Genomic DNA, 24,599 nt, shown 5'->3' with positions numbered 1-24,599 from the left:
TTTTACCTCTTTAGTTTATAAATTTTTGCTGCCCCATCAAGTATAACTGGCTCAAAAATTTTTGGATCGTACCTTTCAAGCACAAAAAGCTGTATATAAGTGCTATTTAAAATACTCTCATCAAGGATGATAAACCTGCCGTAATCCCTCATGAAAATGACAGAAATGTTTGAAAGTTCGTTATTTTTATACTCTTTGACATTTAGCTTGCCAGCCTCGTTATAATCAGTCTCTATGAAAGATTTAAGAGGCAAGATATTGCCATCATAGATTAAACTTGTGACATCGCTTGTTAGAGTAAATCCACCACTTAGCCTAATGCCCTTTTCGCTTTGCGAGATCGCTCTTGTGGTGACAAAAAGTCCGTTGTTTAAATTTTTACCGCTTTTTAGATCGATCTTGCTAAACTGCAAAATGGTTGGGAAAATACTAAGCATCCTATCTGGCAGGTAATAATATATCTCTCTGCTCTTTGCTGGCAGGCTAAAATTTGCCTCTTTTACCTCGCTAAAAAACTGATCAACGCTTAAATTTCTATCTTTTAAAATTTGAGCCAAGTTGCCATTAAAGTGCTCTTTGAAATTTCGCTCCGTATACTCAACATCGAGCCTTGCCATATTTGCCGAGCTCATCTCATCGCTACCAAGCGCAAAGCTCACGGCAAAATTTTCACGCCCAAGGTGCTTTCCGCCGTCAATTAGTGTCTTAACATCACTGTAATATCTAATAGGATATCCATAGTCCCACCACGCAAGCACGTAGTCTTCGCGCCCTGCGATGCCTTTTAGCTTGTTTAAAATTTCAACCTCTTTATTTACAAAAACTGGCTCAGCCTTGTAGCCATAGATGTGAATGAGCGCTGGAGTAAGCACAAGAGCCGCTATGAACGCTCTTATGAGATTTAAAACAGCCTCTTTTAGCTTTAAATTTGCAAGCACGAACTCCACTAAGTAGCCAAAGCCAAGCGCCATGATAGGCACGGCATAAATGGTAAATCTAAGGCCACTTTTAAAGGCCAAAAAGCCAAGTGCAAGCATACCAAGCGAGACGGCGAACGAGCGGTGTCTATAACAAAAAAGAGCAACACCAACAAGCGAGATCAAAAATGTGATGACATTTGCGCTGATCCTCTCGCAAAATAGCGTAAAATCAACGACGCTTGACTCTTGGATAGTTTGATTGACATTAAAAAAGTGAAAACTCATGCCGCCAACTTCAGGCGCATCTCTAAAGACGTAAAATTTAAGCTGAAAGATTATAGGATTTAGCCCACCGCGGACGACAAAAACGACAAAGATAACCGCCAAAATGCCAAGAGCAATTTTTAAATTTATCACCTCTTTTTTAAATAGACAAAGTGCGTAAATAACGATAACAGCGATAAATTTAAGAGTTAGATCAAGGTTTGAGATAGCAAGTAAAAGCAGTGAAATTTCAAGGTAAAAAAGTGGATTTTTCCTATCAAAAATGAGCGTGTAAAGCAAAAATAGCCCAGTTAAAATGCTAATAAGCGAAAAGGCGCTCATATACCACCACATATAGATAAGCACGCTTAAAGGTGCTATTATCAGGCTCTTTGCGTCCTTTTTCTCAAGCACTCTAACAAGCCCCCAAACGACAAAAACGCTAAGTGGGATGATGAGCATGTCAGTGTCGTAATATCCTGCCATAGTGCGGTTGTAGTAGCTATTTGCGATCACTGCAAGAAGTGCAGCGATGAAGCCAGCCATTTTTGCTTTGTATTCATTTGCGATCAAGATAACAGGCACAGCCACAAGCGACGAGAAAAAGACGCTCATATAAATCATCGCTGTCTCGAGCTTCACGCCCAGAAATTTCACGATCCAGTAAGTAAGTGTCGAAAGCGGATAGCCGTAGTAGCTAAGGTCGTTTTCTTGGTGAAAGCCAGCTAACATATCCCTTGCGCCCTCGGCAAATGCGTAGCCGTCGTTTGTGCTAATCATTAGCTCGTTGTTCCAGAAAAATACCGGATACTCGCTCGCCCAAAAGACCCAGTAAAGCCTACAAACCATGCCAAAGATGACTGCGACAAATATCATAAGGTATAAAGAGTAATTTTTAAAAAATAAATTTCTATTCATTAGGATTTTCCAAAAAATTTATAAGCTCGCTCGCTATATTTTCACTATCAAAAAATTTAGCCCGATTATACGCAACATTTTCAAAATTTTGCCTTATTTCAGGCGTGTTAAGCACCTTTATCATCGCCTCTTTCATCGCATTTTCGTCATCAACTGGTACCAAAATACCAAACTCACTCTCGCCCAAAAGCTCCTTTGCACCGCTCTTGTGCTCGGTCGATATGATAGTTTTTTCACATGCTAGTGCTTCAAGCAAGACATTTGAAAAGCCCTCAAAACGCGAGGCACAAAGCAAACACGAGGCGTTTTTTATATGCCTAAAAGGGTTTTTATCAGTGCCAAGAAGCTTTACTCGCTCGCCCACGCCAAATTTGTCTATCAAATTTTGCAGCTCATCCTTTAAAGGCCCTTTGCCAAGGATGCCAAGCGTAGCACGAGGATCGTTAATTGAAGCTATTATTTTTATTAGCATGGCTTGATTTTTACCACTATCAAGACGGCCGATGTTTATGAAAAATGGCTTAAAATAGCCATCAAGCGGCTCATCTTTTAGCAAATTTATAGTTTTTAGATCAAGGGCGTTGTAAAGCACCTTTGTTTTAGTCTCACTCATACCAAAATTTCGTACCAGATCCTCTTTGTTACCAAGCGCATTTGCTAGGATTAGATTAGCTTTTTTATAAAGATGAGTGAGTAAAAATTTATTAACTCGTCCACTTAGATCGTTTTTATATAAGATAGAAGGACAGCTTCTCTCGCTGATAACTAGCCTAGTTTTTAGCCCTAAAATTCTTGCAACTCCTGCAATATAACAAGGGCGGTTCATAAGCACAAACTGCGTGTCGATGCCTAAGTTTTGACAAAGTTTTTTATACTTAAAGGCAAGCATTGGCATCGCTAAAAAGAGCCTTGCAAGCTTCTTTAGCCCGCTCTCGTAAGGATCGCTATTTTCTATAAAGTGGATCTGCACCTCGCTTGGGATCTCGTAGGTGATGACCTTGCTCATTAAGATGAGATGAACTTCATAACGTCTGATCAAAAATGGCAGTAAATTTGCCACATTTCGCTCAGCACCACCAGGCCCCATCGAGTATAAAAAAACGGCTAATTTTTTCACTTGCTAACAACCTTTTTTATAAATTCTCGCCACTGCTTGATGATATTTTCTTTGCTAAATAAATTTGCACTTTCACTGGCGTTTTTTGCTAGTTTTTGCCTTAAATTTTCATCTTTTAAAAGTATTTCAAGCTTCTCTTTTAGATCATTTGCATCGCCGTTTTTAAAGATAAGCCCGTCCATGCCGTCATTTATAAGCTCTCTTGCGCCCACAGTGTCGCTACTTAGTCTAGCACAGTTAAAAGCACCTGACTCGATTAACACATTTGAAAGCCCCTCGCTTCTTGAACAAAGAGTGAAAATTTTTGCCTCGCTATAAAGCTTACTAACGTCGCTCATGTGACCTAGAAATTTGACATTAAGCCCTAAATTTGAGGCCATCTCTTTTAGATGCACTTCCTGTCTGCCATTGCCTGCGATCTTTATCTCCCAGCCATCAAGTAAGCTCTTATCCACCTTGCTAAGTGCCTCAAAATAGACATCATAGCCCTTTACCGCCTCCAGCCTTGCCACGCTTAAGATAACGTTTTGCTTCTCGCAAATTTCAGGCACATCAATAAAAAGTGGATTGTGGATGATCTCGCGATTTTTGGCAAATTTATAGTAGTCGTAGTCGCTTTTGCTTAGCACGCTTAAGCCATCTACAAAACGGTAGCTAATATCACGCATAGCGCTTGCGATTTTGCTTTTTAAGTAGCTGTGTTCGTGATGCTCGGTTGCTATTAGTTTGCTCTTTAGCCCCAAATTTGCCAGCACGCAAGCGACGTTTGTCCAGTCGATAAAGCTAATTATAAGATCAGCTCTTTGCTCTTTAAAAAGTGCTCTAAGAGCTAGGATTTTCTTAAATTTTAAAGCCAGACCTGAGCCAGTGACGTTAAGGTTTATGATCTTTATCTTTTTGCTAAATTTATAAAGCCCAAGGTCTTCTTCAAGCAGGGCGATAGTGATCTCATTATCTTTGCAAAGCTCGTTTGTAAGCACGTTTAGCACTCGCTCGGCTCCACCGTTTCTAAGCGCAGCTATGACAAAAAGAATTTTCACTTCACACCTCCAAGCTTTAAAAGCTCCAGCCATTTTTTATAAATTTGCTCCACGCTAAACTCATCAAGTCTAGCTCTTGCATTTTTAGCAAATTCGCCCATTTTCGCCTCATCTTGCAGCAAATTTGCAAGCTTTTTGCTCATCTGATCAGTGTCATTTATCTCGCAAAGCAAGCCATCAAAGCCATCTTTTATAAGCTCTTTTGCTCCGCTAGTCCTTGTCGCAACACGCACGCAGTCATAGTTTATCGCCTCTATCAAGGTGTTTCCAAGACCCTCAAAATTTGAGCAAGAGAGCAGCACTTTTGCCCTTTTATAAAGCGAGGCGATGTCGCTTACATTGCCTAAAAACTCTATCTCAGCGCCCAAGCTTTTAGCTAAATTTTCTAAATTTGCCCTCTCGCCACCATCTCCAGCGACAGCAAATTTATAGCCGCTTTGCTTTAAGTTTGCAGCCACTCTTACAAACATTTCGCAGTTTTTTATCTTATTTAGCCTGCCAACAAAGATGATTAAATTTTCTTTATCAAAGCTCTCACTTCGCACCTCTTCAAAGAGCGGGTTATAAATTTTCATCACATTTTTGCAAAATTTCGAGTAATGTCCTAGATCCTCGTCGCTTAGGACGCTAAGTGCGTTTGCAAATGGATAGCTTATGCGTCTTAGCACCTTAAAAATGGCTCTTTTTGGTGCAAGGTAGTTTGTGTGTTCGCTTATGATTATAGGCGTTTTTAGTCCAGCCGAGCTAAAGAGCACCAAGGTATTTACGGCGTCTAAAAATGATATCACAGCGTCAAATTTGCCCTCTCGTATGAGCGCTCTTAAAGCAAGCACCTTTAAAACTCTCTTTTTTAAATTTCCAATCAAGCCAAGCTCATCAGCTCCAACGCCTAAATTTATGAGCTTCACGCCGCTTGCTAGCTCGTAAAATGGCTCGTCTTTGTCAAATTTAACAAGGCTTACATCGTGATCCATGCTAAATCTTGATGCGATCACCGCGCAAACTCGCTCCGCACCGCCACTTCTAAGCGTTGATGTGACAAATAATATCCTCATACGCCAAACCTTTGTTTTATCTTCACTCTAGCTTTGAAAGTGCTGGTAAAAAGCCACTTGGAAGCGGGCTAAGCAGTAAGAAGATAAGCGCTTCTTTGCTAAATTTAATGCTAAGACTTTTAAAGATACACCTTAGCATAAGGCCATATTCGCCCGCTATTTTGGCGTAGTAAGCGGCGTTTTTATACTGCATAGCTAGAAATTTTGGCTCATTTTTGATAGCGATGTCGTAGTGCAAATTTGCTGTTTTGATGTAAGCGTTTGCCACATTTAGCGCGTGTTTGCCGGCATTTAGCGTAGCACTATCGCTTCTTGCGATGCGGTAGATGTAAAGTGGCTTTTTAAGATAGAAGACATTTTTTTCAAAAAAGCGGATGTAAAGCTCATTTTCGCCGCCAAAACTGCTCTCATCAAACCTAAAGCCGTCTATAAATTCACGCGAAAAAAGCTTAAAATATTCGCCATTTATCCGCCCGCAGTGATAATCAACCTTGCTCATCGCCCCACTCTTACTATATGGGCTTCTACCAGCCACGACCTCGGTCATCACGCCATCTTTCTCGCAGATCGCGTCTGCAAAAACGCACGAATACTCGCCACTTTTTAAAATTTCATAGCACTGGGCAATCGCATCTGGTAAAAGCTCATCGTCATCATCAAGCAAGCAGACAAACTCACCTGTTGCATTATCAAAGCCGTTATTTTTGTTGCCATTTGGGCTCTTTTTGTGAGCGCTGTTTTTTACAAACTTAATCCTTGCGTCGTTAAAACTCTTGCAAATTTCACTCGCACTCTCGTCATCGCCGTCGTCAGTTACAACTATTTCTAAATTTTTATAGCTTTGAGCTAGAGCGCTTTTTATGGCCTTTTTTAAAAGCTCTGGACGCTTATAAGTCGCGGTTACGATGCTGATTAATGGCTCGCTCATTTAGCCCCTTTTAAAAATTCTCTCATAGCCTTGAAGCTTTTCAAGTCGTGAGAAAAGTATAAATTTAATTGTCTTTATATAAGCCTTTAAATTTGCACTGTATCCTCTCTCAAGGCGCTCGCCCTCGATGTTTGAGCCACTAAGATCAGTTGGGTGCGCAAAAAGATCGCAAAAATACATCTGCATATCATTAACACCAAGCAAATAGTCCCAAACATCGGTCGTGCAAAGCGCACGCTTATGAATTTCAAGCAAATTTTTAGCACTTTTTTTAGTTAGCACATAGGCCCCTGCTCTATAAATGCTTGAAAATGAGTGCCTTGAGACCTGCCAAAGTGGCTTACTTAGGCTGGTATCCACCTTTTTACCAAAGGCGCTAAACCTGCCTTCTAGCCCATCTTGCATGCCGCATATCAGCACGCTGTTTTCAGGCATCTTGCTAGCTGCTAAAAAGGCCTCTTTTATAGCCTGATCATCTCCTATCACGTCGTCTTCAAAGATGAGGGCAAATTTCGCCTCACTCGCCAAAAACGCCTCGTAGGCTTTTACGTGCGAGAGCGAACAGCCAACTTCTGCTGGGCTTAAAACCTTGCCGTAAGCTTTAAATGATGGCGAAATGATCTTATAGTACTCCCTCGCGTTTAGCTCCCTGCCATCAACTGCGTCTATTAGATTAAAGCTATCATAAGAGCTAAATTTCTGCTGTAAAAGCTCGCGCCTTTTGGTATCTTTAGCTAAAGAGATCAGATAAATTTCATTCATTTAAGACCTTTTAATTTTTTTTAAAATTTTACGCCAAACTATGCCTCGCTCGAAGGCATTAAAAAACAAAAAATATCCCAAAACATAAGCTGCGCTGGCGTATATCGCAGCAAAGATAGCAAATTTTAGCCAGTTATTTAGGCTCACAAAGTCCTTGCAGGCAAACATCGCAAGCACGCATAGCGCAAAAACGGCTAAATTTTTAAAATAAACCCCGTAAAATGTGGTGAGCTTTACCTCTAAATTTAAGGCGGCATTTATGAGGTCAAAGCCCAAAATCCTAATGCTATAAAAAACGGCTGCGACGATGACGATGCCATAAACGCCGTAGTCACTAAACTTAAGCAGGGCTATTTGTGCCACGATAGTGCTAATGCCAAGGATGGTGTTTGCGATCGCTGGGCGGCGAAGCTTGTTTGTCGCGCTATCAAGGTTAAAAAGCGAAAAAACAAAGCTGATAAATACGATCGGCACAAGCGTGATCATCGAGACGTTATAGATAAATTTTATCTCCTCGCTACTTTTAAACGGTAACCAAAGCGTGTAAAAATCAAGCCCAAAAACGACGAAAAATGCAGCCGGGGCGCTCATTACAAAGGCAATCACTTCCATAGAGAATTTTGCCTCTTTTATAAGATCAGTGATCAAATTTTTAGAGTAAAGCTCGACAAATTTTGGCGCAAATATACCACTAAGCTGAGCCACAAAGCTCTCAAGTATGATAGGAGCGGCCTTGGCAACTGAAAGAAGGCCAGTGGCGTTTGCATTGACAAAAATGTTACAGATAAAGAGATCCATGCCTGTTAAAAGTATGCGGTTTAGCGCATTAAAGCTGTTCCAAATGCCAGAGCTTAAAAGCTCTTTGATCTTAGAAAAGTCAAATTTACTAAGGCTAAATTTTAGATCCGGTGTGATGCGAGCTGACATAAAAATAGTGCTAAAAAAGACAAAAAGGCTAGCAACTAGCGCTGAAATGGCGATATATGAGATAAATGGCTTAAAAAAGTAAAAAAGTGCGACGATGAGGGCTGCTAGGATCGCGCTTGAGATGGCATTTCTGATGGAGAGTAGATAGAGCTTGTTTGTCACAAACGCACAGACCGTCAAAACACCGTTAAATAGCCCAACGCAGAAATTTACAAAGTAAAAAACAAGGGTCATTCTCACGTCAAAGAGTAAATTTTCAGGGACATTTAAAAAGCTTTGCAAATTTAGTATAAAAATGGAACTAAGCACCACGACAACGGCACAAAAGAAGATATTTACAACAAGGACTGATGAGTAGTAGGTGTTTGCAAGGCTTAGATCTTTTTTGTGCCACGCATGAGCGACAAAGCGCCCACTGACCGAGTTTATGGCTACACTTACGACCGCTGCGTAGCTAACGATGGCGTTGCTAAGGCCCACAAAGCCAAAAGCCTCGTTGCCAAGGCTTTTTAAGATAAATGGCGTAAGAAAGAAATTTATGCCCATTGATACGACAAAAACGACGATCGAGCTTATTAGATTGATTAGCATTAGACTTTTAACCTATAAATTTTTACACCACTTGAGATGACAAATGGCTCAAAGTATCGCTCGTCTGCTCGCTCAAATATAAAAAGCTGCACAAAAGATGAGTTAAAAGCATTTTCATCAAGCAATAATATCCGCGCATAATCTTCCAAAAAAATGACATAAATTTTAGCGTTTTCATCTACGATTTTTTCATCTATTCGCAAATCTCTTCCAGATCCTTTTACCTTATAAAATGATTTTATAGCTATTTTTTCGCCGTTATGTATGATAAATTTTTGCTCATTTGTAGGCAAAGTATAGTCGTCTCCAAGGTCGATGCCAGCTTCGCTAGCGCCATTTAATGCACTAACATGATAAAAATTCTCTTTTTGCCTTTTGCCAGTTGTAATGTCGATATAGCTATATCTAAAGATATTTGGTGCGATGTCAATCATATTTGGCACAAGATAGTAAAAAACCTCTTTTTTTGCAGCTGGCAGAGTGAAATTTTCGCTTTCAAGCTGACTCAAAAAAGTATTTATATTGCTTGTGTTGTAGTCTTTTAAAATTTTATCTATTGGTCTTATATTTTGCCCAAGTGAGATGTCATTATACGTAACTGCCACTCTTACAAGTCTAGCCGAAAATGCCTCATCTTTTCTCAAAGCAAGGCTAACAAAATAATTATTTTCGCCACCTTGTCTGCCAGGATCGTTTAAAGTCATAACATCAGCAAAATACCTTATAGCATACCCGTAATCCCACCATGAAAATACATAATCATCGCGCTTTGCTACCTTTTTGAGCCCATCAAGCGCCACTGCCTCATCATGGCTAATTACAGTGTTTGGTTTATATGAATAAGCAAAATCTAAATTTATAGCAAGAGCGGCTACGGCAAAAACTAAAAATGATAAATTTTTAATAGAATTTCTAAGATCAAATAAATTTAAAAAAAAATGCAAGAAATACCCAAAACCAAGTGCGACAAGTGGTGTTACGTACATAACAAATCTAACTCCACCAAAGAAAGAGAGGAGTCCAAGTCCAAGCATTGGCAAAGTAAGTAAAAATGGACGAAATTTAAAGCAAAGTAGCAAGTATCCAATAATAGCTGCCAGTAATATAAGAATATTTCCTGACATGAAATAGATAAAATATAAAGGGTTAGCACTTTTTACTTCACTGATAAAATTATGCTCATTTATAAAGTGAAATTTATTGGTAGGCTCATCGGTGTTTTTAAAAATATAATTGCTTATCTTTGAGATAATAAAATCAAAACCGCTAAAATAGATAAAAACCACTAGCATCAAAGCCAAAAAAATACTCAAATTTCTAGGCGAAAGTAGCTTTTCATATTTGCAAAAAACGGCGTAAGATAGAGTTATAATGGCTGTATTAAAAATTAAAATTTTATTTGCTATTAGTGGATCTTTGGTAAAAATATTTAAGCTTACGATGCTTATAGACATAAAAAATATCGCCTGATAATTTTCCAATCTACCTCGCATAAAAGCAAGAGTGTAAAGCAAAAAAATGAATACAATACTTAAAATAAGTGCATATGAGCTTTGATACCACCAAAGATAGATCGCTACAAAAAGAGCTGGAAGAATGATAAATTTACGATCTCTTGTATCTATTAATTTAATTAAAAAAAAGATAATAAAAAGAGCGAATGTGACATTTAGCATATCACTATCAAGATACCCAACCGATGTTCTTACAAAATATCCTGGCAATATAGCACTCATAAATGCTGCCACAGCTCCTACTTTTAGAGCCTTAAACTCATTTGATATTAAAATAACTGGAAGTGCAATGAGTGGAGCTAAAAAAGCGCTCATATAAAACATTACACTCTCGATCTTAAAAGAAAAAATTTTACAAATATAAAAAACTATAGTTGAGATCGGATGATTAAATGGACTAAAGTCATTTTGCTGATGAAAACCAGCCAGCATGTCTCTAGCACCTTCTGCGTAATAGTAGGCATCATTTGTCGTAAGCATAAACTCGCCATTAAAATAAAACTCTGGCATATCCTTTGCCCACAAAACCCAGAGCATCCTAGCTGCAAATCCAAATAGATAAGCAGCTAGAAATATAAGTAAAATTTTTAAATTTATGCTTACTTTATGCACCAAATTCCTTACAGCTTAGCATCAGCCTCTGGATAGATATTTTTTATATCATAAACTAAATGACCTTTTAGATTGAGCTTTTTAAACTCATTGTGAGCGACCGCGATCACAATGCAATCATAATCTTTTAAATCATACTCTTTTACTAGTTCAAAACCATACTCGTGTTTTACCTCAGCACTATCAGCCCAAGGATCTGTTACATCGACTTTGCAACCAAAGTCTTTTAGCTCATCAACCACATCTATAACGCGCGAGTTTCTTATATCTGGGCAGTTTTCTTTAAATGTCATGCCAAGCACTAGCACACGTGCTTTGTTTATCAAAACACCCTTTCTTATCATTAGCTTTATCACCTGATCAGCTGCATATTTGCCCATGTCGTCATTTATGCGGCGACCCGCTAGGATCATTTCCGGATGATAACCCACTTCTTGAGCTTTGTGAGTTAGGTAGTATGGATCCACGCCGATGCAGTGTCCGCCGACTAAGCCTGGACGGAAATTCAAGAAATTCCATTTCGTTCCAGCCGCCTCAAGCACGTCAATGGTGTTGATATCAAGCTTTTCAAATAGCATTGCAAGCTCATTTATAAAGGCGATGTTAATGTCGCGCTGAGTATTTTCGATGACCTTTGCAGCCTCGGCTACTTTGATACTTGATGCTTTATGAGTACCAGCTGTGATGATCGAGCGATACACTTCATCGACTTTATCCGCTATCTCTGGAGTCGAGCCACTTGTGATTTTTTTGATCTTAGTTACAGTATGCTCTTTGTCGCCTGGGTTTATGCGCTCTGGCGAATAGCCGCAGAAGAAGTCTTTATTAAATTTAAGTCCACTCTCTTCAAGTAGCGGCACACAAATTTCTTCTGTAACTCCTGGATAAACAGTGCTTTCATAGACAACGATGTCGCCTTTTTTAAGCACTTTTGCCACGCTCTGGGTCGCTTTTATGACTGGAGTTAGATCAGGGCGTTTGTTCTTATCTATCGGAGTTGGAACGGTTACGATGAAGAAGTTGCAACTTCTGATGTCATCTAAATTTAGGCTAAATTTCATGCCATTATCGATCGCTTTTTTCATCTGCTCATTGCTAAGTTCAAGCGTTCTATCATAGCCACTTTTAAGCTCTTCTATACGTTTTGCATTTACATCAAAGCCTACTACTTCGTATTTTTCGCTAAAAGCTGCTGCTAGTGGAAGTCCAACATATCCAAGTCCTACTACTGCTATTTTCATTTACTTTTTCCTTTCTTTTTTGCTTCTATCTTTTTTACGCGTTCATACATTCTTATTTCCGCACTTACACCTTTTGGAGTTATGATTCTAATAGGGCTAATGCCTGGTAAAATTTTAGTGAATTCGTAATAAACCTTCCTCTTTTTCTTTCCGTCCTTGCATAGCATCATCGTTTGTGCTAGCTCGTCACCGCCGATAAATTCGTAATAAATTCCGCGCGCGTCCTCTTTTTGTTCAAGCTTTCCGCCGAGCAAAAAGGCAAAGTTGCAGTCGATTTCTATTTCTTTAAAAAACGCGACTTCGTATTTAAAATAATCAGGCGGCATCTTTGAGATAGGTAGCTCAAAAATATTTTCCTCGGTTTTAGCCGCGTTTTCGCCTGCCAAAAGCGCAAGCGGCAGCACGCAAGCTGCGATAAAAAGTAAAATTTTTCTCATGCCTTTACTCCGATTTGGAAATATTTAAATCCATGCTCAGCTAAAATTTTAGCGTTGTATTGGTTGCGTCCGTCAAATATGACAGCGTTTTTTAGCCTCTCTTTGATCTCCATAAAATCAGGCGATCTAAACTCGCTCCACTCGGTTACAAGCACCATAGCATCGGCATTATCAAGCGCGTCATATTTGTTTTTAGCGTATTTTATATCTAAATCTGGCATATATTTTTTGGCTTCTTCGCTTGATTTTGGATCATAAGCGACCACTTTTGCACCAGCCTCGTCTAAAAGCTTTATCAAAGTTAGCGAGCTAGCCTCTCTCATATCATCGGTATTTGGCTTAAATGCAAGTCCCCAAAGTGCGATAGTCTTGCCTTTAAGATCGCCGTTAAAAAATTTAGAAATTTTCTCAAAAAGCACCCTTTTTTGAGCCTTATTTCTAGACTCAACCGCGTTTAAAAGCTCTGGTTCAAAGCCATTTTGCCTAGCCGTATAGATGAGTGCCTCGACATCTTTTGGAAAGCAGCTGCCGCCGTATCCGCAACCTGGGTAGATGAAGCTATATCCGATCCTTGAGTCGCTGCCAATACCTTTTCTTACTAAATTTACATCAGCGCCCACGCGTTCGCAGATATTTGCTATCTCGTTTATAAAGCTTATCTTTGTTGCGAGCATCGAATTTGCAGCATATTTTGTCATCTCGGCTGATTTTACGTCCATACAAATAAGCCTGTCATGATTTTTCATAAATGGCTCGTAAAGCTCTCTCATCACGCTAAATCCCCATTCGCTGCTAGCTCCGATAACTACGCGGTCTGGCTTTAAAAAGTCCTCAACCGCAGCACCCTCTTTTAAAAACTCTGGGTTTGAAACCACTTCAAATTTAATATCCATATTTCTTTTTTCAAGCTCAGACTTGATAACCTCATGAACTCTGGCCCCAGTGCCCACTGGAACAGTTGATTTATCGACTACGATTAGTGGTTTGCTTAAATTTTCTCCGATTGATTTTGCAACTGAGAGAACGTATTTTAAATCCGCCTGTCCATCAGCGCCCATAGGCGTGCCAACTGCGATAAATAGCACATCCGCATGCTCTAACGCCTCAGTTATCTGCGTGCTAAATTTAAGCGAGCCGTTTTTGTAGCACTCACTAACAATATCTGCAAGCCCTGGCTCATATATCGGTATGACGCCGTTTTTTAGCCCCTCAATCTTTTTGTTATCGACATCGACACAGATCACACTATTGCCCATTTTGGCAAAGCATGCACCGCTTACTAGTCCAACATATCCAGTTCCAATTACTGCTACCTTCATGCTTTCCCCTTAAATTCTCTTTTCCCACTCAAGGGCAGTTTTTATGATGAGCGCTAGGTCATCTCTTTTTGGCTTCCAGCTAGTTAGTGAGCGAAGTTTACTTGCGTTTGAGATAAGGATAGCTGGATCACCATCCCTTCTTGGTGCATTTTGTACCTTGAAATTCACGCCACTTACTTCTTTTGCCGTCTCGATCACCTCTTTTACGCTAAAGCCCCTGCCATATCCCACGTTAAAAGTTTCGCTACCGTTTTGACCGATGTATTCCAGCGCGCTGATATGAGCGTCTGCTAGGTCGCTAACGTGGATGTAGTCCCTCACACATGTGCCATCTTTTGTTGCGTAGTCATCGCCAAAGATACCCATACTCTCGCGCTTGCCAAGTGCTGTTTGTACGGCCACTTTGATAAGGTGCGTAGCGTTTGGATAGTTTTGACCGATAAGCCCCTCTTCGTCTGCGCCTGCGACATTAAAATAGCGAAGTATCGCAAATTTGAAATTTTCATTTGAAGTGGCGTAGTCTTTGATAATTTGCTCGCTCATAAGCTTACTTCTGCCGTATGGATTTATCGGATTTGTAGCTGTCGTTTCGCTCACTTCTGCCACCTCTGGCTCGCCGTAAACTGCAGCTGTTGAGCTAAATATAAATTTATTTACATTGTAAGTTTTTGCGTATTTTAGCACCCTTGCGACGTTTGCGGTGTTGTTTAGATAGTATTTTAGTGGCTCACTCATACTCTCAAAGACCTCGATAAACGCTGCAAAATGGATGATCGCATCAAATTTACCATTTGCAAAAATTTGGCTCAAATCATCCTCTAAATTTGCGTTTATAAATTTAAAATTTCCTATCTTTTGGAGTGCTTCAAGTGCTTTTTGTGAGCCCTTGCAGAGATTGTCGATGATGGTTATCTCATCTTTGCCTTGCTTTAAAAGTGCTTTTACTACGTGGCTGCCGATGTATCCAGCTCCACCTGTTACTAAAATTTTCAAGTTTAAGCCTTTCATTAAAAGTGTGTAATTTTATCAAAAATAGAGTAAAGCAAAAGTAAAGCAAGGTTAGTTTTTAAAATTTGCCTAAAAGCTGCAAAATAGATATTTCTCTTTATAAATTTAAAATAGACTTACAATCTATTTTAAATTTAATCTTTATAATCTTTTATTTACAAAAAAAGGATAAAAATGAATGTCTCGATATTAAATTTACTACCTATAAAACAAGGCGGTGACGCAAAAGCTGCCATAGATGCGGCCGTCAGACTGGCTAAATTTGCCGAGGATATCGGCATGAAGCGCTACTGGGTCGCAGAGCATCACAATATGAAAAACTTAGCAAGCTCAGCCACGCAGCTCATCATCGCGCACATCTTAGAGCACACAAAAAGCCTGCGTGTGGGCTCTGGCGGCGTGATGCTACCAAACCACAGCCCCTGCTCTATCGCCGAGCAGTACGCCACTCTTGAGACATTATTTCCAACACGCGTCGATCTTGGGCTAGGCAGAGCTCCAGGCACTGACCAAGAGACAGCTGCAGTGCTTAGACGAGGCGCAAGAGAGATAGAATTTGACCTGCAGATAAACGAGCTAATGGACTATTTTAACGCCAAAAGAGCCGTGAAAGCCTATCCAAAAGTAGACAAAATTCCACCTATTTACATACTTGGCTCAAGCATATATAGCGCATACGTGGCGGCTGAATTTGGCCTGCCTTACGCCTTTGCGTCGCACTTTGCACCACGTGCACTAGAAAAAGCGGTAGAAATTTATCGTCAAAATTTCAAACCATCGCCCTTTTTAAAAGCGCCCTATGTCATCGCAGGAGCAAATGTGATAATAGCTCAGACTGACGAGCTAGCAAGGAGTTTAGCCACTACGCAAACGCAGTTTTTCTTAAACGTAGTAACTGGCGAAAAAGAGTATTTGCAGCCACCAAAAAAGGATAACGACGAAGTCTTTGCCATAAGTGGCAAGGCAGGCGCACAGGCTCCGCATTTTGGGCCGATCGACTTTAGGCAAATAGAGCTAAAAAATAGAGAAAGAGCAGTCACAGAAGAGATGATGGCGTGCTCTTTTATAGGCTCAAAACAAAGCGTTAAAGAGCAAATTTTAGAGTTTCAAAATAGACTTGAAGTCAATGAGATCATGGCTCAAAGTTTCATTTTTGATGAGGATGTGCAGCTTGACTCTTTTAGGGCGTTAAAAGAGATCGCGGACAAAATTTAATCCTCTCTAACCCTTAAAAATATAGGAAATCTTGGCTTGCCATTAGAGGTTAAATTTTGAAATTTATATGTGATGATAGAGCCTATCTTTGGTGGCTCTTGACGGTTTTTATCGCTTAGTCCTGAGCCTATTTTAAAGATAGTGCCCTCTTTTGGCTCGCTAGCTTTTTCTTTATCATCTTTGCCGCCAAGCGCCTTGCAGGTGAGCGAGCCAGCAAGATTAGCGTATTTGCCGCTGCCTTTATTTACGGCGATAACCTCACACTCGGCGTCTTTAAATTTCTTAAATTTGAGCGCATTTTTGCTTCGTTTTCGCTCGTATGGCGCATTTGGCTCACGCACCACTGCTCCCTCGCCGCCTTTTGCGATGATATTTTCAGCAAATTTTAAAAATTGAGCGTTATCACGCATTTTTATCTGCTTTATGATGATCAAATTTTGATTTGGCTCGTTTTTTAGAAATTTAGTCAAAACTTCAAGCCTACGAGGCAAGCCGCCGCTCGCCTCTGGCACGTCAAAAATGTGAAATTTAAGCCTGCTCCACGCCTTTTCATCTGGCAGCTTACCCATCACACTTGCTTGAATCTCTTCAAATTTAAGCTCTTTTGCGTAAAGCTCGCCATCAAGTGCAAATTTTGGGAAATTTTTAGTAAAACTTAGCGGTGCATTCAGTTTTTTACCCTGCCTTGAGAGTAAATTCTCTCCGTCCCAGTAGGCACGCACGCCATCAAGCTTTTCGCTAGCTAGCCAGTCTGAGACGTTTTGCTCTTTATACTCGCTAAGGCGCAGCAAGTCAAGAGAAAATGCAAAATTTAAAAGGAGTAAAACCGGAAAAATTATTCTGATCAGGCTTTTGCCTTGCAAAAACAATAGTCCAGATGATCGTCTACAACGCCCACACTTTGCAAAAAAGCATAGGTGCTAACAGAGCCTAAAAATTTAAACCCTCGCTTTTTTAGCTCCTTTGCAACAAAGTCCGACATAGGCGTAGTAGCTGGCACTTGTTTGATATCTTGATAGTGATTTATGATCTGTTTGCCGTCAAATTTCGGGTCAAATTTTTTAAGTAAATGCCCCAACAGATACTCGTAAAAGCTGCCAAATTCTTTGGTTACAGATAAAAATGCAAGGGCGTTTGCAGAAAGCGATTTTAGTTTTAATCTGTTGCGAATCAACCTCTCGTTTTGCATAAATTTAGCTATTTCGTCCTCACCGTAAAGCTTGATCTTCTCTGGATCAAAGCCATCAAACGCCTCTCTCATCGCATCTCTTTTTTGAAGCACCCCATGCCACGAAAGTCCCGCCTGAAAGCCTTCCAAAACTATCATTTCGAAAAATTTTCTATCGTCTTTTATGACTTTGCCCCACTCATTATCGTGGTAGGCTATGTCAAGCTCGCCCTTGGCCCACTCGCAACGTCTCATTTAAATTTTGATCCCATAAAACTCGCTATACCACTCGACAAATTTAGCCACGCCGTCATTTACTTTTGTATTTGGCTTGTAGTCAAAGTCAGCCACCAAATCGCTCACGTCTGCAAATGTAGCTGGCACGTCACCTGCTTGAAGTGGGAGAAAATTTTTCTTGATCTCACGGCCGATCTTTATCTCAACTGCCTTGATGTAGTCCATGAGCTCGACTGGGCTGTTGTTGCCGATATTATAGACTTTAAACGGCGCTTTTGAGGTGGCAGGGTCTGGGTGCTTTGCATCCCAAGCTGGGTTTGGCTTAGCAGGGTTGTCGATGCACTTGATGATGCCCTTTACGATGTCGTCTACATAGGTAAAGTCGCGCTTCATCTTGCCGTAGTTGAAAACGTCGATGCTTTTATCTTTAAGCGCAGCATCAACAAACAAAAATAGCGCCATATCAGGGCGTCCCCATGGTCCATAAACGGTAAAAAAGCGAAGTCCAGTCGTTGGCACGTTAAATAGGTGGCTATAAGTGTGCGCCATCATCTCGTTGCTCTTTTTAGTCGCTGCGTAGAGGCTTATAGGGTGATTGACCCCCTCGTGCGTAGAAAATGGCATATTCTCATTTAGGCCATAAACCGAGCTAGAGCTTGCATAGACTAAATTTTTGATCTCATTGTGGCGGCAGCACTCTAGGATATTCACAAAGCCCGTGATGTTGCTGTCGATGTAGGCTTTTGGGTTTATGAGCGAGTAGCGAACGCCAGCTTGTGCGGCTAAATTTACTACTACGTCAAATTTCTCCTTTTCAAAAAGCTCTTTCATCGTCTTTTCATCAGCGAGGTCAGCTTTTATAAATTTTAAATTTGGATGCGTTTTTGATGTGATGAGCTTGCCATAGTCTATCTCGCTCACGTCAAAGCCAGCCGTTTTTAGGCGCGCAAGCTTTAAATTTACGTCGTAATAGTCATTTATCACGTCATATCCAACGACCTCGCCCCCACGCGCCACAAGGGCATTTGCAAGGTGAAATCCTATAAATCCAGCTGTTCCAGTTACTAAAATTTTCATATTTTTCCTTTCATTTTGACTTATTTTAGTGCAAAAATGTAAATTTATGTATTTAGATCAGGATAGTCCCAGCAGTTAAACTCAGCGCTCAAATCGTCATTTTCTTGCCCTTTGCAGCATAGCCACTCAAGCCCTGCACGCCTCTCCATAACGACCTCTTCGTCAAGTCCAGCCGCCTTTTTGCCATTTACCCTTGCATCTACGCAGGTCCAGTGGTAGCGATAAACTAGATCAAGTTTGCTTAAAATTTCATCCATGCTGCGAAGCTTTGAGCGGCTTTTTAGCCCGCCCTCTCTAAAGATATTCATCACAAACTCGCAGTCACAAATTTTATCCATCTGGCCGATATCTTCAGCGATGCCAAGCGCCCAAAGCAAGATCCAAAGCGACTCATACTTCCAGCCCATATTTACGGCTGTTTTCATATCGGCTCTATCCTCAACGACCTCTTTTTCTTTTACGCTAAGCCCCTCGTAGGCATCACCTAAAAAGCTCTTTGCCCACGTCATATTTTCTTCGCCCAAAGAGCCTTCATCACGGATCGTGCAAGCACACATAATGGCCGTAAATGAGCAAACCGCACGAGTAATGATCTCATCAACGCTTCTTGGCGTAACTTCACTATTGTCATACCTTAGTGGCAGACTCTCAAGCACAGCCACACCCTCTTTTTTTAAAATTTTTATGCTCTCATCTTTTCTTTGTTGCGCTGTTTTTGGCATATCCGCACCTTTTTTAAAAATATCAAACACTCCCATTTTTATTCAAAAAACTCAGCGTTAAATTTCTCTTCGTTAAAATTTTTACCTAAAAATTTACAGGCTTCGATCATATCAGTTCTTGCTATTTCAAAACAACTCGTAGCCCCAGGACTTGGAGTCATATTAAAACTTATGCCCTCGCCTGTGCTTATCTTGCCCTCGCCAAGCTCAAGGCACTTTTTATTACGGTCGATAACTTGCGGTCTTACGCCGCCAAAATTTATAGCATAGCTTAGGTCATTTTCACTTAGGCTTGGTACGATCTTTCTAGCATCTTTTACAAATTCTTTTTTATTGATAAATGGCACTTCAAATAAGAAATTTCTCAAAATATAAGATCTGATGTCGCTATCTTTTAAGAGATTTGTAAAGACTTCAAAGACATTTTTATCAAATTTTAGGCATTTACAAAAGTCAAAAAAGCTTGAACAGCCGTGGTATCTCTCTAGTTTTGGTATGACTAGAGCCGTTGGTCCAAAGCGAGTGTTGCCATTAGCTAGGATATCTGGATCGCCGTGAAGCGCGGCAAATGGTAGCTTATCGTTTTGCACCATATAAACTTTGCCATTTAGCAGGCGTTTTTTTGCAAAGTAAAAGCTTCCAGCAACGGGCAGTGTGCTAAGATGAAGCCCATAACCCATTTTGTGAGCCAAAAATAGCGAGTGTCCGCCAGCATCTACTACGACGTAGTTTGCAGTGATCACCTCACCATCATTTATCTTTATGTGAAATGTATCGCCAGCCTTTTTTATATCAGTTACTTCTGAGTTTAGGCTGATCTCATAGCCATCTCCGCCTAAATTTATAGCATTTTGTACGAGTGAGTTTGCCAAGCCACCAAAGTCCATCGTCGTAAACTGCCCATTTTGCGTGCCTATGGCGATGATGTTTTCTGGCCTCTCATTACCATTTGCGTCAAAAACGACGTTTGGCTCGATCTGTTTTAACTTCTCTTTGTCATAAATTTCAAGGTAAGAAAAAAGCTCCTTAAAACTCTCATATCTCTCTTTCATGCGCTCTACTTCGGCATCTCCGATAGCTAGTGCCATTTTTTGATGAGCGAACATATATTTACCATCTAAGTTGTATTTTAGAGCATATTTTACTGGCATATTTGCCACACGAGAGACTTTTTTCGCCTTTTCTAGTGTGTAGTTTGTCTCAATATCGCCACAATGAATGGTTTGTGAGTTGCCTTTGCCGTTTGAATTTAGAGTAGCTACGCCGTCATATTTTTCTAAAAGTGCGACTTTTTTTATGTCGCTAAATGCAGCCAACTCATAAAAGAGCGCCGTCCCACTAATGCCTGCTCCGACAATTACCACTTCAAAGTGCTTCTGCCTCATTTTTTCTCCCAAAAAAGTTTAGTCGCCAAAATGATACTATATTAATTTTAAAACAAACAGCATAGTGAAAAAAGCTAGAATTTTTATATAAAAGAGAAATTTGGCAAGGCTTTCACCTTGCCTTGAAGTTAAAATTTATAAGATACGTTTACTTTGAAATTTCTACCCGGCTCCCAGTCTACATAGTCTGGATTGCCTGTATAATCAGCCATTCTTTGAGACTGCGAAGCATAAGTTTTATTAAAGAGGTTGTAAATTCCAGCATTTATCTCTAGCCCTTTAAATTTGCCGCTGCTTGGCGCATAGGTAGCGTAGATATCGCTAACTGCGTAGCTTGGTATCTTGACATTTTTATCGTCGCCAGCTGAGACGGTATTTTTTGAAGCAAAGTAGATTAGGTTGTAGCCTATTAGCGTATCGATCCTTGAAAATGCATACTCTGCGTTAAATGTGTATTTATCGCCCTGATCTCGGTAGCCGATGATGTTTGAGGTGTAGTAGCTACCATTTGGTTTTACAACTCTATCTTTATATTTTACATTTTGATGAGTGTAGCTAGCAGCTAGGCTTAGTGCATCTAAATTTAGCCTTGCAAGTAGCTCGACACCGCTTATATCAGCGCCACCAGCGTTTATCCTAACTAAAGTTTGATTTACACCTCCACCTGCTGCATTGTTATCAACTATTAAATTTTTATATTTTGTCATGAAATATTTTGCAGATAAGCTATATGAGCTAGCTTCACTTATATCACCATGATATTTAAGGCCAGTTTCGTAGCTATTGCCAGTTGTCGCTTTTAGATCCTTATTTGCCTTCCAGTTTAGTGCCCTGCCCCTGCTACTTCCACTTGCCATCATCGACTCCATGACATCAGGTCCTCTAAAGACCCTTGCATAGCTTGCAAATGCGTGTAATCCTTTAATGATCTCATAATCAAGTGCAAGTGCTGGCGTAAATTCGTTAAATTTATATGTGTAGCTCTTTACATTTCCAGCTCTGCCGTCGTAGCTTTTTAGCTCATGGTGCGTATATCTGATGCCTGGAGTAACAGTTAGCGAGCTAAAATTTAGCGCATCTTCTGCGTAGATCGAGTAGTTATTTACCTTTTCTGGGTAGTGATTGTCTGGTTTGTTGAAATTTTTACTTTGATAAAACTCAGCGCCATATCTAAAAGTCTGCGTTAAAGCGCCGCTCTCGACTACACTTTTAGCCTTTGCATTTATGCCGTTTGTTTTTACGCCTAAAATTTTTAAGACCGGGTCATCTTTTTTATGCTCGGTATTGTATACCGTTACATCTAAATTTAGAAGATCACTTGGTTTATACTCGTATTTTAGCGTTGTAGTATCACGTTCATATTTTCGGTTATCAACAGGAAATTGACCAGTATACCAGCTGCCAAACTCGGCTCTCATTGGATACATGCCTTTAAATTCATTATGTTCTCTTGAGATAGAAATTCTATGTGCATCAAGGAAGCTATAACCAAGCTTTAAAAGATAGCTAAGGTCGTTACCGTCGCCACCTATCTTTCTTTTGTTGCCACTTTTGCCGTAGTCGTAGCCCTTGTGATTAATAGCGGTTATAAAGTCAAGTCCCTCAACCGGTGCAGTAAAGAGCATAAGACCTTGAGAAAATTCGCTGTTATTTGAGGCGTATCCTGTCTTTATCTTTGCACCGATGATCTCACCACTTTCTAGCAAGTCTTTTGCGTCCACCGTTTTAAAGGCGACCGAGCCACCAAGTGCACCTGAGCCATTTACGACTGACCTTGAGCCAACCTCGACGTCAATAGCTTTTATAAGATCAGGATCGATCAGCAAGTCAGCATTGTGGTGAAAAGTATTTCCGTTTTGTTTTGCGCCGTCTATAGTGATATTTAGACCGCGGTCACTTACGCCTCTCATATAAATTTTTTGGTTCATGCCGTTTGTGCCACCCACATAGACGCCAGGGATGTCCCTCATCACGTCTTTTGCTAGGCCAGCATTTCTAGTTGAAATTTTGATGTCATCAACGCCGTATCCACCACTACTACTTGTTACCTCAACTCCGCTTAATACACTCTCGTCTGCCCCATTTGCACAAATTGCTATGCTTGCTGCAAGAGAGAGTTTAAATAAGCTTTTAAGTCTCATATTTTCTCCTAATTTGGTTATTAAAGTTACTATTTTAATTTTATAGCATAATTTTGAGATTGAATATTATAATTTTAAGTATAAATTTTGGATAAATTTTGAGTTTTTTTGGTAAAAATATAAACTATTTTTAAATTTTAATTATCTAATAAATTAATTAAATATCGAGAAAAAGGATAAAATTATATAATTTTATCAAGATAGTAAATAAGATTAATTTTTAATAGAAAATTATTATAAGTATAAAAATTATTAAATTTTGTAGATAATTTTATCAAGAAAGGCTTAAGAAACATAAAATAAATTTTGCTTTTTAGAGCTCAGAATTGTTTTTATAAACACTCTTAAGTAGATTATGAAAAAATTTCAAAATTTTAAATAAGATAGAGCAAATCTCTTGGATCTGCTGGAAGTATCATATAAATTTACTAGACGCCATTGAAGGCAAAAATGAAAAATTCATTCATGCAAATATCATCCTTTTTCATATTTTTTAGTCTTAGACTTATGTTGGTGTCTTGCCAAAGTATCGGCGGTAGCACAAATATCATCCTATCAAGGCTAAAATTTCTTACATCCTCAGACCAGCCATCCCAGTGGTAAAGCTCATAAAATTTCGATATTTCGCCGCAAAGCGCCCAGTATAAAAATTACGAGTAGCCAAGCTACGTATCCTCCCATTTGCCACTATCTGGCACGCAGTAAAAGACGTTGCCCCCCTTTTTTTGCCACAAAAAGGCGACGCTATTTAGCGCAAATTTTACCCAAAATATCGTTTGCCACGAGCAAATAGCTAGACATCTGTCCTATCTCACTAAAGCTTTTGCCAAGGTTAAAGCTGTAAATTCCACACTTCATCTGCTCGCATCCTGAACCAAGCACGCGTAGCTAACCTCCATTCATCACGATGCCACCACACCCATAAATAAGCGCTCCCATCGGTGAGCAAGTAGCTACCTGAAGCCCTAAAAGCTCGCTTTGCGCCCCGCCCTTATCACGGGGCAAAATTTCACTCATTCTTAGCTTATTTAGCCACTCTTCGACCAGCTACCAGCCCGGCTCATTTGTATCTATAAGCCACCCTAGAGCTCTTATTGCGTACCGTTACAATAAATTTGATGAAATTAAAAGAAGAATTTGGCGAGTCGCCCCGCCAAAAATTTGTATTAGCAGATTATTTTGCGTCCCAAGCTAGGATCGTATTGCCCTCGGCATCGGTAGCCACGTCGCCCATGCCCATGATGTTATAGCCGCAGTCTACGTAGTGAACTTCGCCTGTTACGCCGCTAGCAAGGTCGCTGAGTAGATACATCGCGCTGTTACCGACATCTTCAGTCGTGACGTTTCGTTTTAGTGGGCTATTTACTTCGTTGTAGCGCAAAATCATCCTAAAGTCGCCTATTCCGCTTGCAGCAAGCGTTTTGATAGGGCCTGCGCTGATCGCATTTACGCGAATATTTTTAGCGCCAAGGTCGTGCGCTAGGTAGCGAACCGAGCTTTCAAGCGCTGCTTTTGCGACGCCCATAACGTTGTAGTGTGGCACAAATTTTGGTCCACCAAGGTATGTAAGAGTAAGCACCGAGCCACCCTCTTTTAGCACCGGCAGCACCGCTCGCGTGAGGCTTAGTAGCGAATACACACTCGTGCCCATCGCGATGTCAAAGGCTTCTTTGCTCGTGTTTACAAACTCACCCTCGAGCGCTTCTTTTGGCGCGTAGGCCACGGCGTGCACGACGAAATCGATCTCGCCGAGGTCTTTTTTGATGCGATCCGCAAGGCCGTCTAAGTGGGCAGGATTGTTTACGTCAAGCTCATAAACGAATTTACTCCCAAACTCCTCCGCGATCGGTTCTACGCGTTTTTTCAGCGCATCGTTTAGGTAGGTAAACGCCATTTGCGCACCCTGGGCGTAACAAGCTTCGGCGATGCCGTAAGCGATGGATTTGGCGTTAGCGACGCCGACGATGAGGCCTTTTTTGCCTTTTAGTATCATTTGTTCTC

General features: G+C 40.4%; 19 protein-coding genes and 2 pseudogenes. 1 reads left to right on the top strand and 20 read right to left on the bottom strand.

Annotation, left to right across the window (positions count from 1 at the left end):
* Positions 1-2: 2 nt before the first annotated feature.
* From A3835_06970 to A3835_06915, 12 genes and pseudogenes are all read right to left on the bottom strand, one after another.
* Positions 3-2,102 carry a general glycosylation pathway protein gene (locus A3835_06970; GenBank protein ORI07308.1) on the bottom strand — a complete coding sequence of 700 codons (2,100 nt, stop codon included), beginning with the start codon at positions 2,100-2,102 and terminating at the stop codon, positions 3-5.
* Entirely contained in the window at positions 2,095-3,219 is a 1,125-nt protein-coding gene (locus A3835_06965; protein ID ORI07307.1) for a glycosyl transferase, read from the bottom strand. Before A3835_06965 ends, A3835_06970 begins: the two co-directional genes overlap by 8 nt.
* The gene (locus A3835_06960; GenBank protein ORI07306.1) at positions 3,216-4,259 is read right to left on the bottom strand and encodes a general glycosylation pathway protein; all 1,044 of its coding nucleotides are present in this window, start codon (positions 4,257-4,259) and stop codon (positions 3,216-3,218) included. The genes A3835_06965 and A3835_06960 overlap by 4 nt, the downstream gene beginning before the upstream one ends.
* Positions 4,256-5,314, bottom strand: a complete 1,059-nt coding sequence (locus A3835_06955; protein ID ORI07305.1) for a general glycosylation pathway protein — start codon at positions 5,312-5,314, stop codon at positions 4,256-4,258. Before A3835_06955 ends, A3835_06960 begins: the two co-directional genes overlap by 4 nt.
* Positions 5,311-6,242: pseudogene (locus tag A3835_06950) on the bottom strand (glycosyl transferase). The gene A3835_06955 and the pseudogene A3835_06950 overlap by 4 nt, the downstream one beginning before the upstream one ends.
* Positions 6,243-7,004 carry a glycosyl transferase gene (locus A3835_06945; GenBank protein ORI07304.1) on the bottom strand — a complete coding sequence of 254 codons (762 nt, stop codon included), beginning with the start codon at positions 7,002-7,004 and terminating at the stop codon, positions 6,243-6,245.
* Entirely contained in the window at positions 7,005-8,522 is a 1,518-nt protein-coding gene (locus A3835_06940) for a polysaccharide biosynthesis protein (GenBank protein ID ORI07303.1), read from the bottom strand.
* A complete protein-coding gene (locus tag A3835_06935) occupies positions 8,522-10,648 on the bottom strand; it encodes a hypothetical protein (GenBank protein ID ORI07302.1) in 2,127 nt (708 codons plus the stop codon). Before A3835_06935 ends, A3835_06940 begins: the two co-directional genes overlap by 1 nt.
* An 8-nt stretch (positions 10,649-10,656) precedes the next feature.
* Positions 10,657-11,889: a Vi polysaccharide biosynthesis protein VipA/TviB gene (locus A3835_06930; protein ID ORI07301.1), complete on the bottom strand. Its 1,233-nt coding sequence runs from the start codon at positions 11,887-11,889 to the stop codon at positions 10,657-10,659.
* Complete coding sequence (locus A3835_06925; GenBank protein ID ORI07300.1) at positions 11,886-12,326, bottom strand: ecotin; 441 nt, start codon at positions 12,324-12,326, stop codon at positions 11,886-11,888. Before A3835_06925 ends, A3835_06930 begins: the two co-directional genes overlap by 4 nt.
* Positions 12,323-13,645 (bottom strand): UDP-glucose 6-dehydrogenase, encoded by a 1,323-nt coding sequence (locus tag A3835_06920; GenBank protein ORI07299.1) that lies wholly within the window; start codon positions 13,643-13,645, stop codon positions 12,323-12,325. The genes A3835_06925 and A3835_06920 overlap by 4 nt, the downstream gene beginning before the upstream one ends.
* 9 nt (positions 13,646-13,654) lie before the next feature.
* On the bottom strand, positions 13,655-14,638 hold the full coding sequence (locus tag A3835_06915) for a UDP-glucose 4-epimerase (protein ORI07298.1): 984 nt from the start codon (positions 14,636-14,638) through the stop codon (positions 13,655-13,657).
* 189 nt (positions 14,639-14,827) lie between these two features.
* Between A3835_06915 and A3835_06910 the strand changes: the two genes are divergently transcribed.
* On the top strand, positions 14,828-15,868 hold the full coding sequence (locus tag A3835_06910) for a luciferase (protein ID ORI07297.1): 1,041 nt from the start codon (positions 14,828-14,830) through the stop codon (positions 15,866-15,868).
* On the opposite strand, the gene A3835_06905 is transcribed toward A3835_06910, so the two are convergent.
* The 8 genes and pseudogenes from A3835_06905 to A3835_06870 all read right to left on the bottom strand — a co-directional run bounded on the left by A3835_06905 (position 15,865) and on the right by A3835_06870 (position 24,591).
* Entirely contained in the window at positions 15,865-16,716 is an 852-nt protein-coding gene (locus A3835_06905) for an ATP-dependent DNA ligase (protein ORI07467.1), read from the bottom strand. The genes A3835_06910 and A3835_06905 overlap by 4 nt on opposite strands.
* Positions 16,713-17,291 carry a DNA-3-methyladenine glycosylase gene (locus tag A3835_06900; GenBank protein ORI07296.1) on the bottom strand — a complete coding sequence of 193 codons (579 nt, stop codon included), beginning with the start codon at positions 17,289-17,291 and terminating at the stop codon, positions 16,713-16,715. Before A3835_06900 ends, A3835_06905 begins: the two co-directional genes overlap by 4 nt.
* The gene (locus A3835_06895; protein ID ORI07295.1) at positions 17,292-18,350 is read right to left on the bottom strand and encodes a capsule biosynthesis protein CapI; all 1,059 of its coding nucleotides are present in this window, start codon (positions 18,348-18,350) and stop codon (positions 17,292-17,294) included.
* 44 nt (positions 18,351-18,394) lie between these two features.
* Entirely contained in the window at positions 18,395-19,072 is a 678-nt protein-coding gene (locus A3835_06890; GenBank protein ORI07466.1) for a hypothetical protein, read from the bottom strand.
* Positions 19,073-19,110: 38 nt separating this feature from the next.
* The gene (locus tag A3835_06885; GenBank protein ID ORI07294.1) at positions 19,111-20,457 is read right to left on the bottom strand and encodes a malate:quinone oxidoreductase; all 1,347 of its coding nucleotides are present in this window, start codon (positions 20,455-20,457) and stop codon (positions 19,111-19,113) included.
* A 128-nt stretch (positions 20,458-20,585) separates the two neighbouring features.
* Positions 20,586-22,598, bottom strand: a complete 2,013-nt coding sequence (locus tag A3835_06880) for a TonB-dependent receptor (protein ORI07293.1) — start codon at positions 22,596-22,598, stop codon at positions 20,586-20,588.
* 428 nt (positions 22,599-23,026) lie between these two features.
* Positions 23,027-23,693 (bottom strand): annotated as a pseudogene (locus A3835_06875) (hypothetical protein).
* Between the two features lie 79 nt (positions 23,694-23,772).
* Positions 23,773-24,591 carry an enoyl-ACP reductase gene (locus tag A3835_06870; GenBank protein ID ORI07292.1) on the bottom strand — a complete coding sequence of 273 codons (819 nt, stop codon included), beginning with the start codon at positions 24,589-24,591 and terminating at the stop codon, positions 23,773-23,775.
* Between the last annotated feature and the right edge of the window lie 8 nt (positions 24,592-24,599).

This window comes from Campylobacter concisus (genome assembly GCA_002092835.1).
GTDB lineage: Bacteria > Campylobacterota > Campylobacteria > Campylobacterales > Campylobacteraceae > Campylobacter_A > Campylobacter_A concisus_K.
The sequence above is the reverse complement of the archived record's forward strand: the minus strand, read 5'-3'. Positions and strand labels throughout refer to the sequence as shown.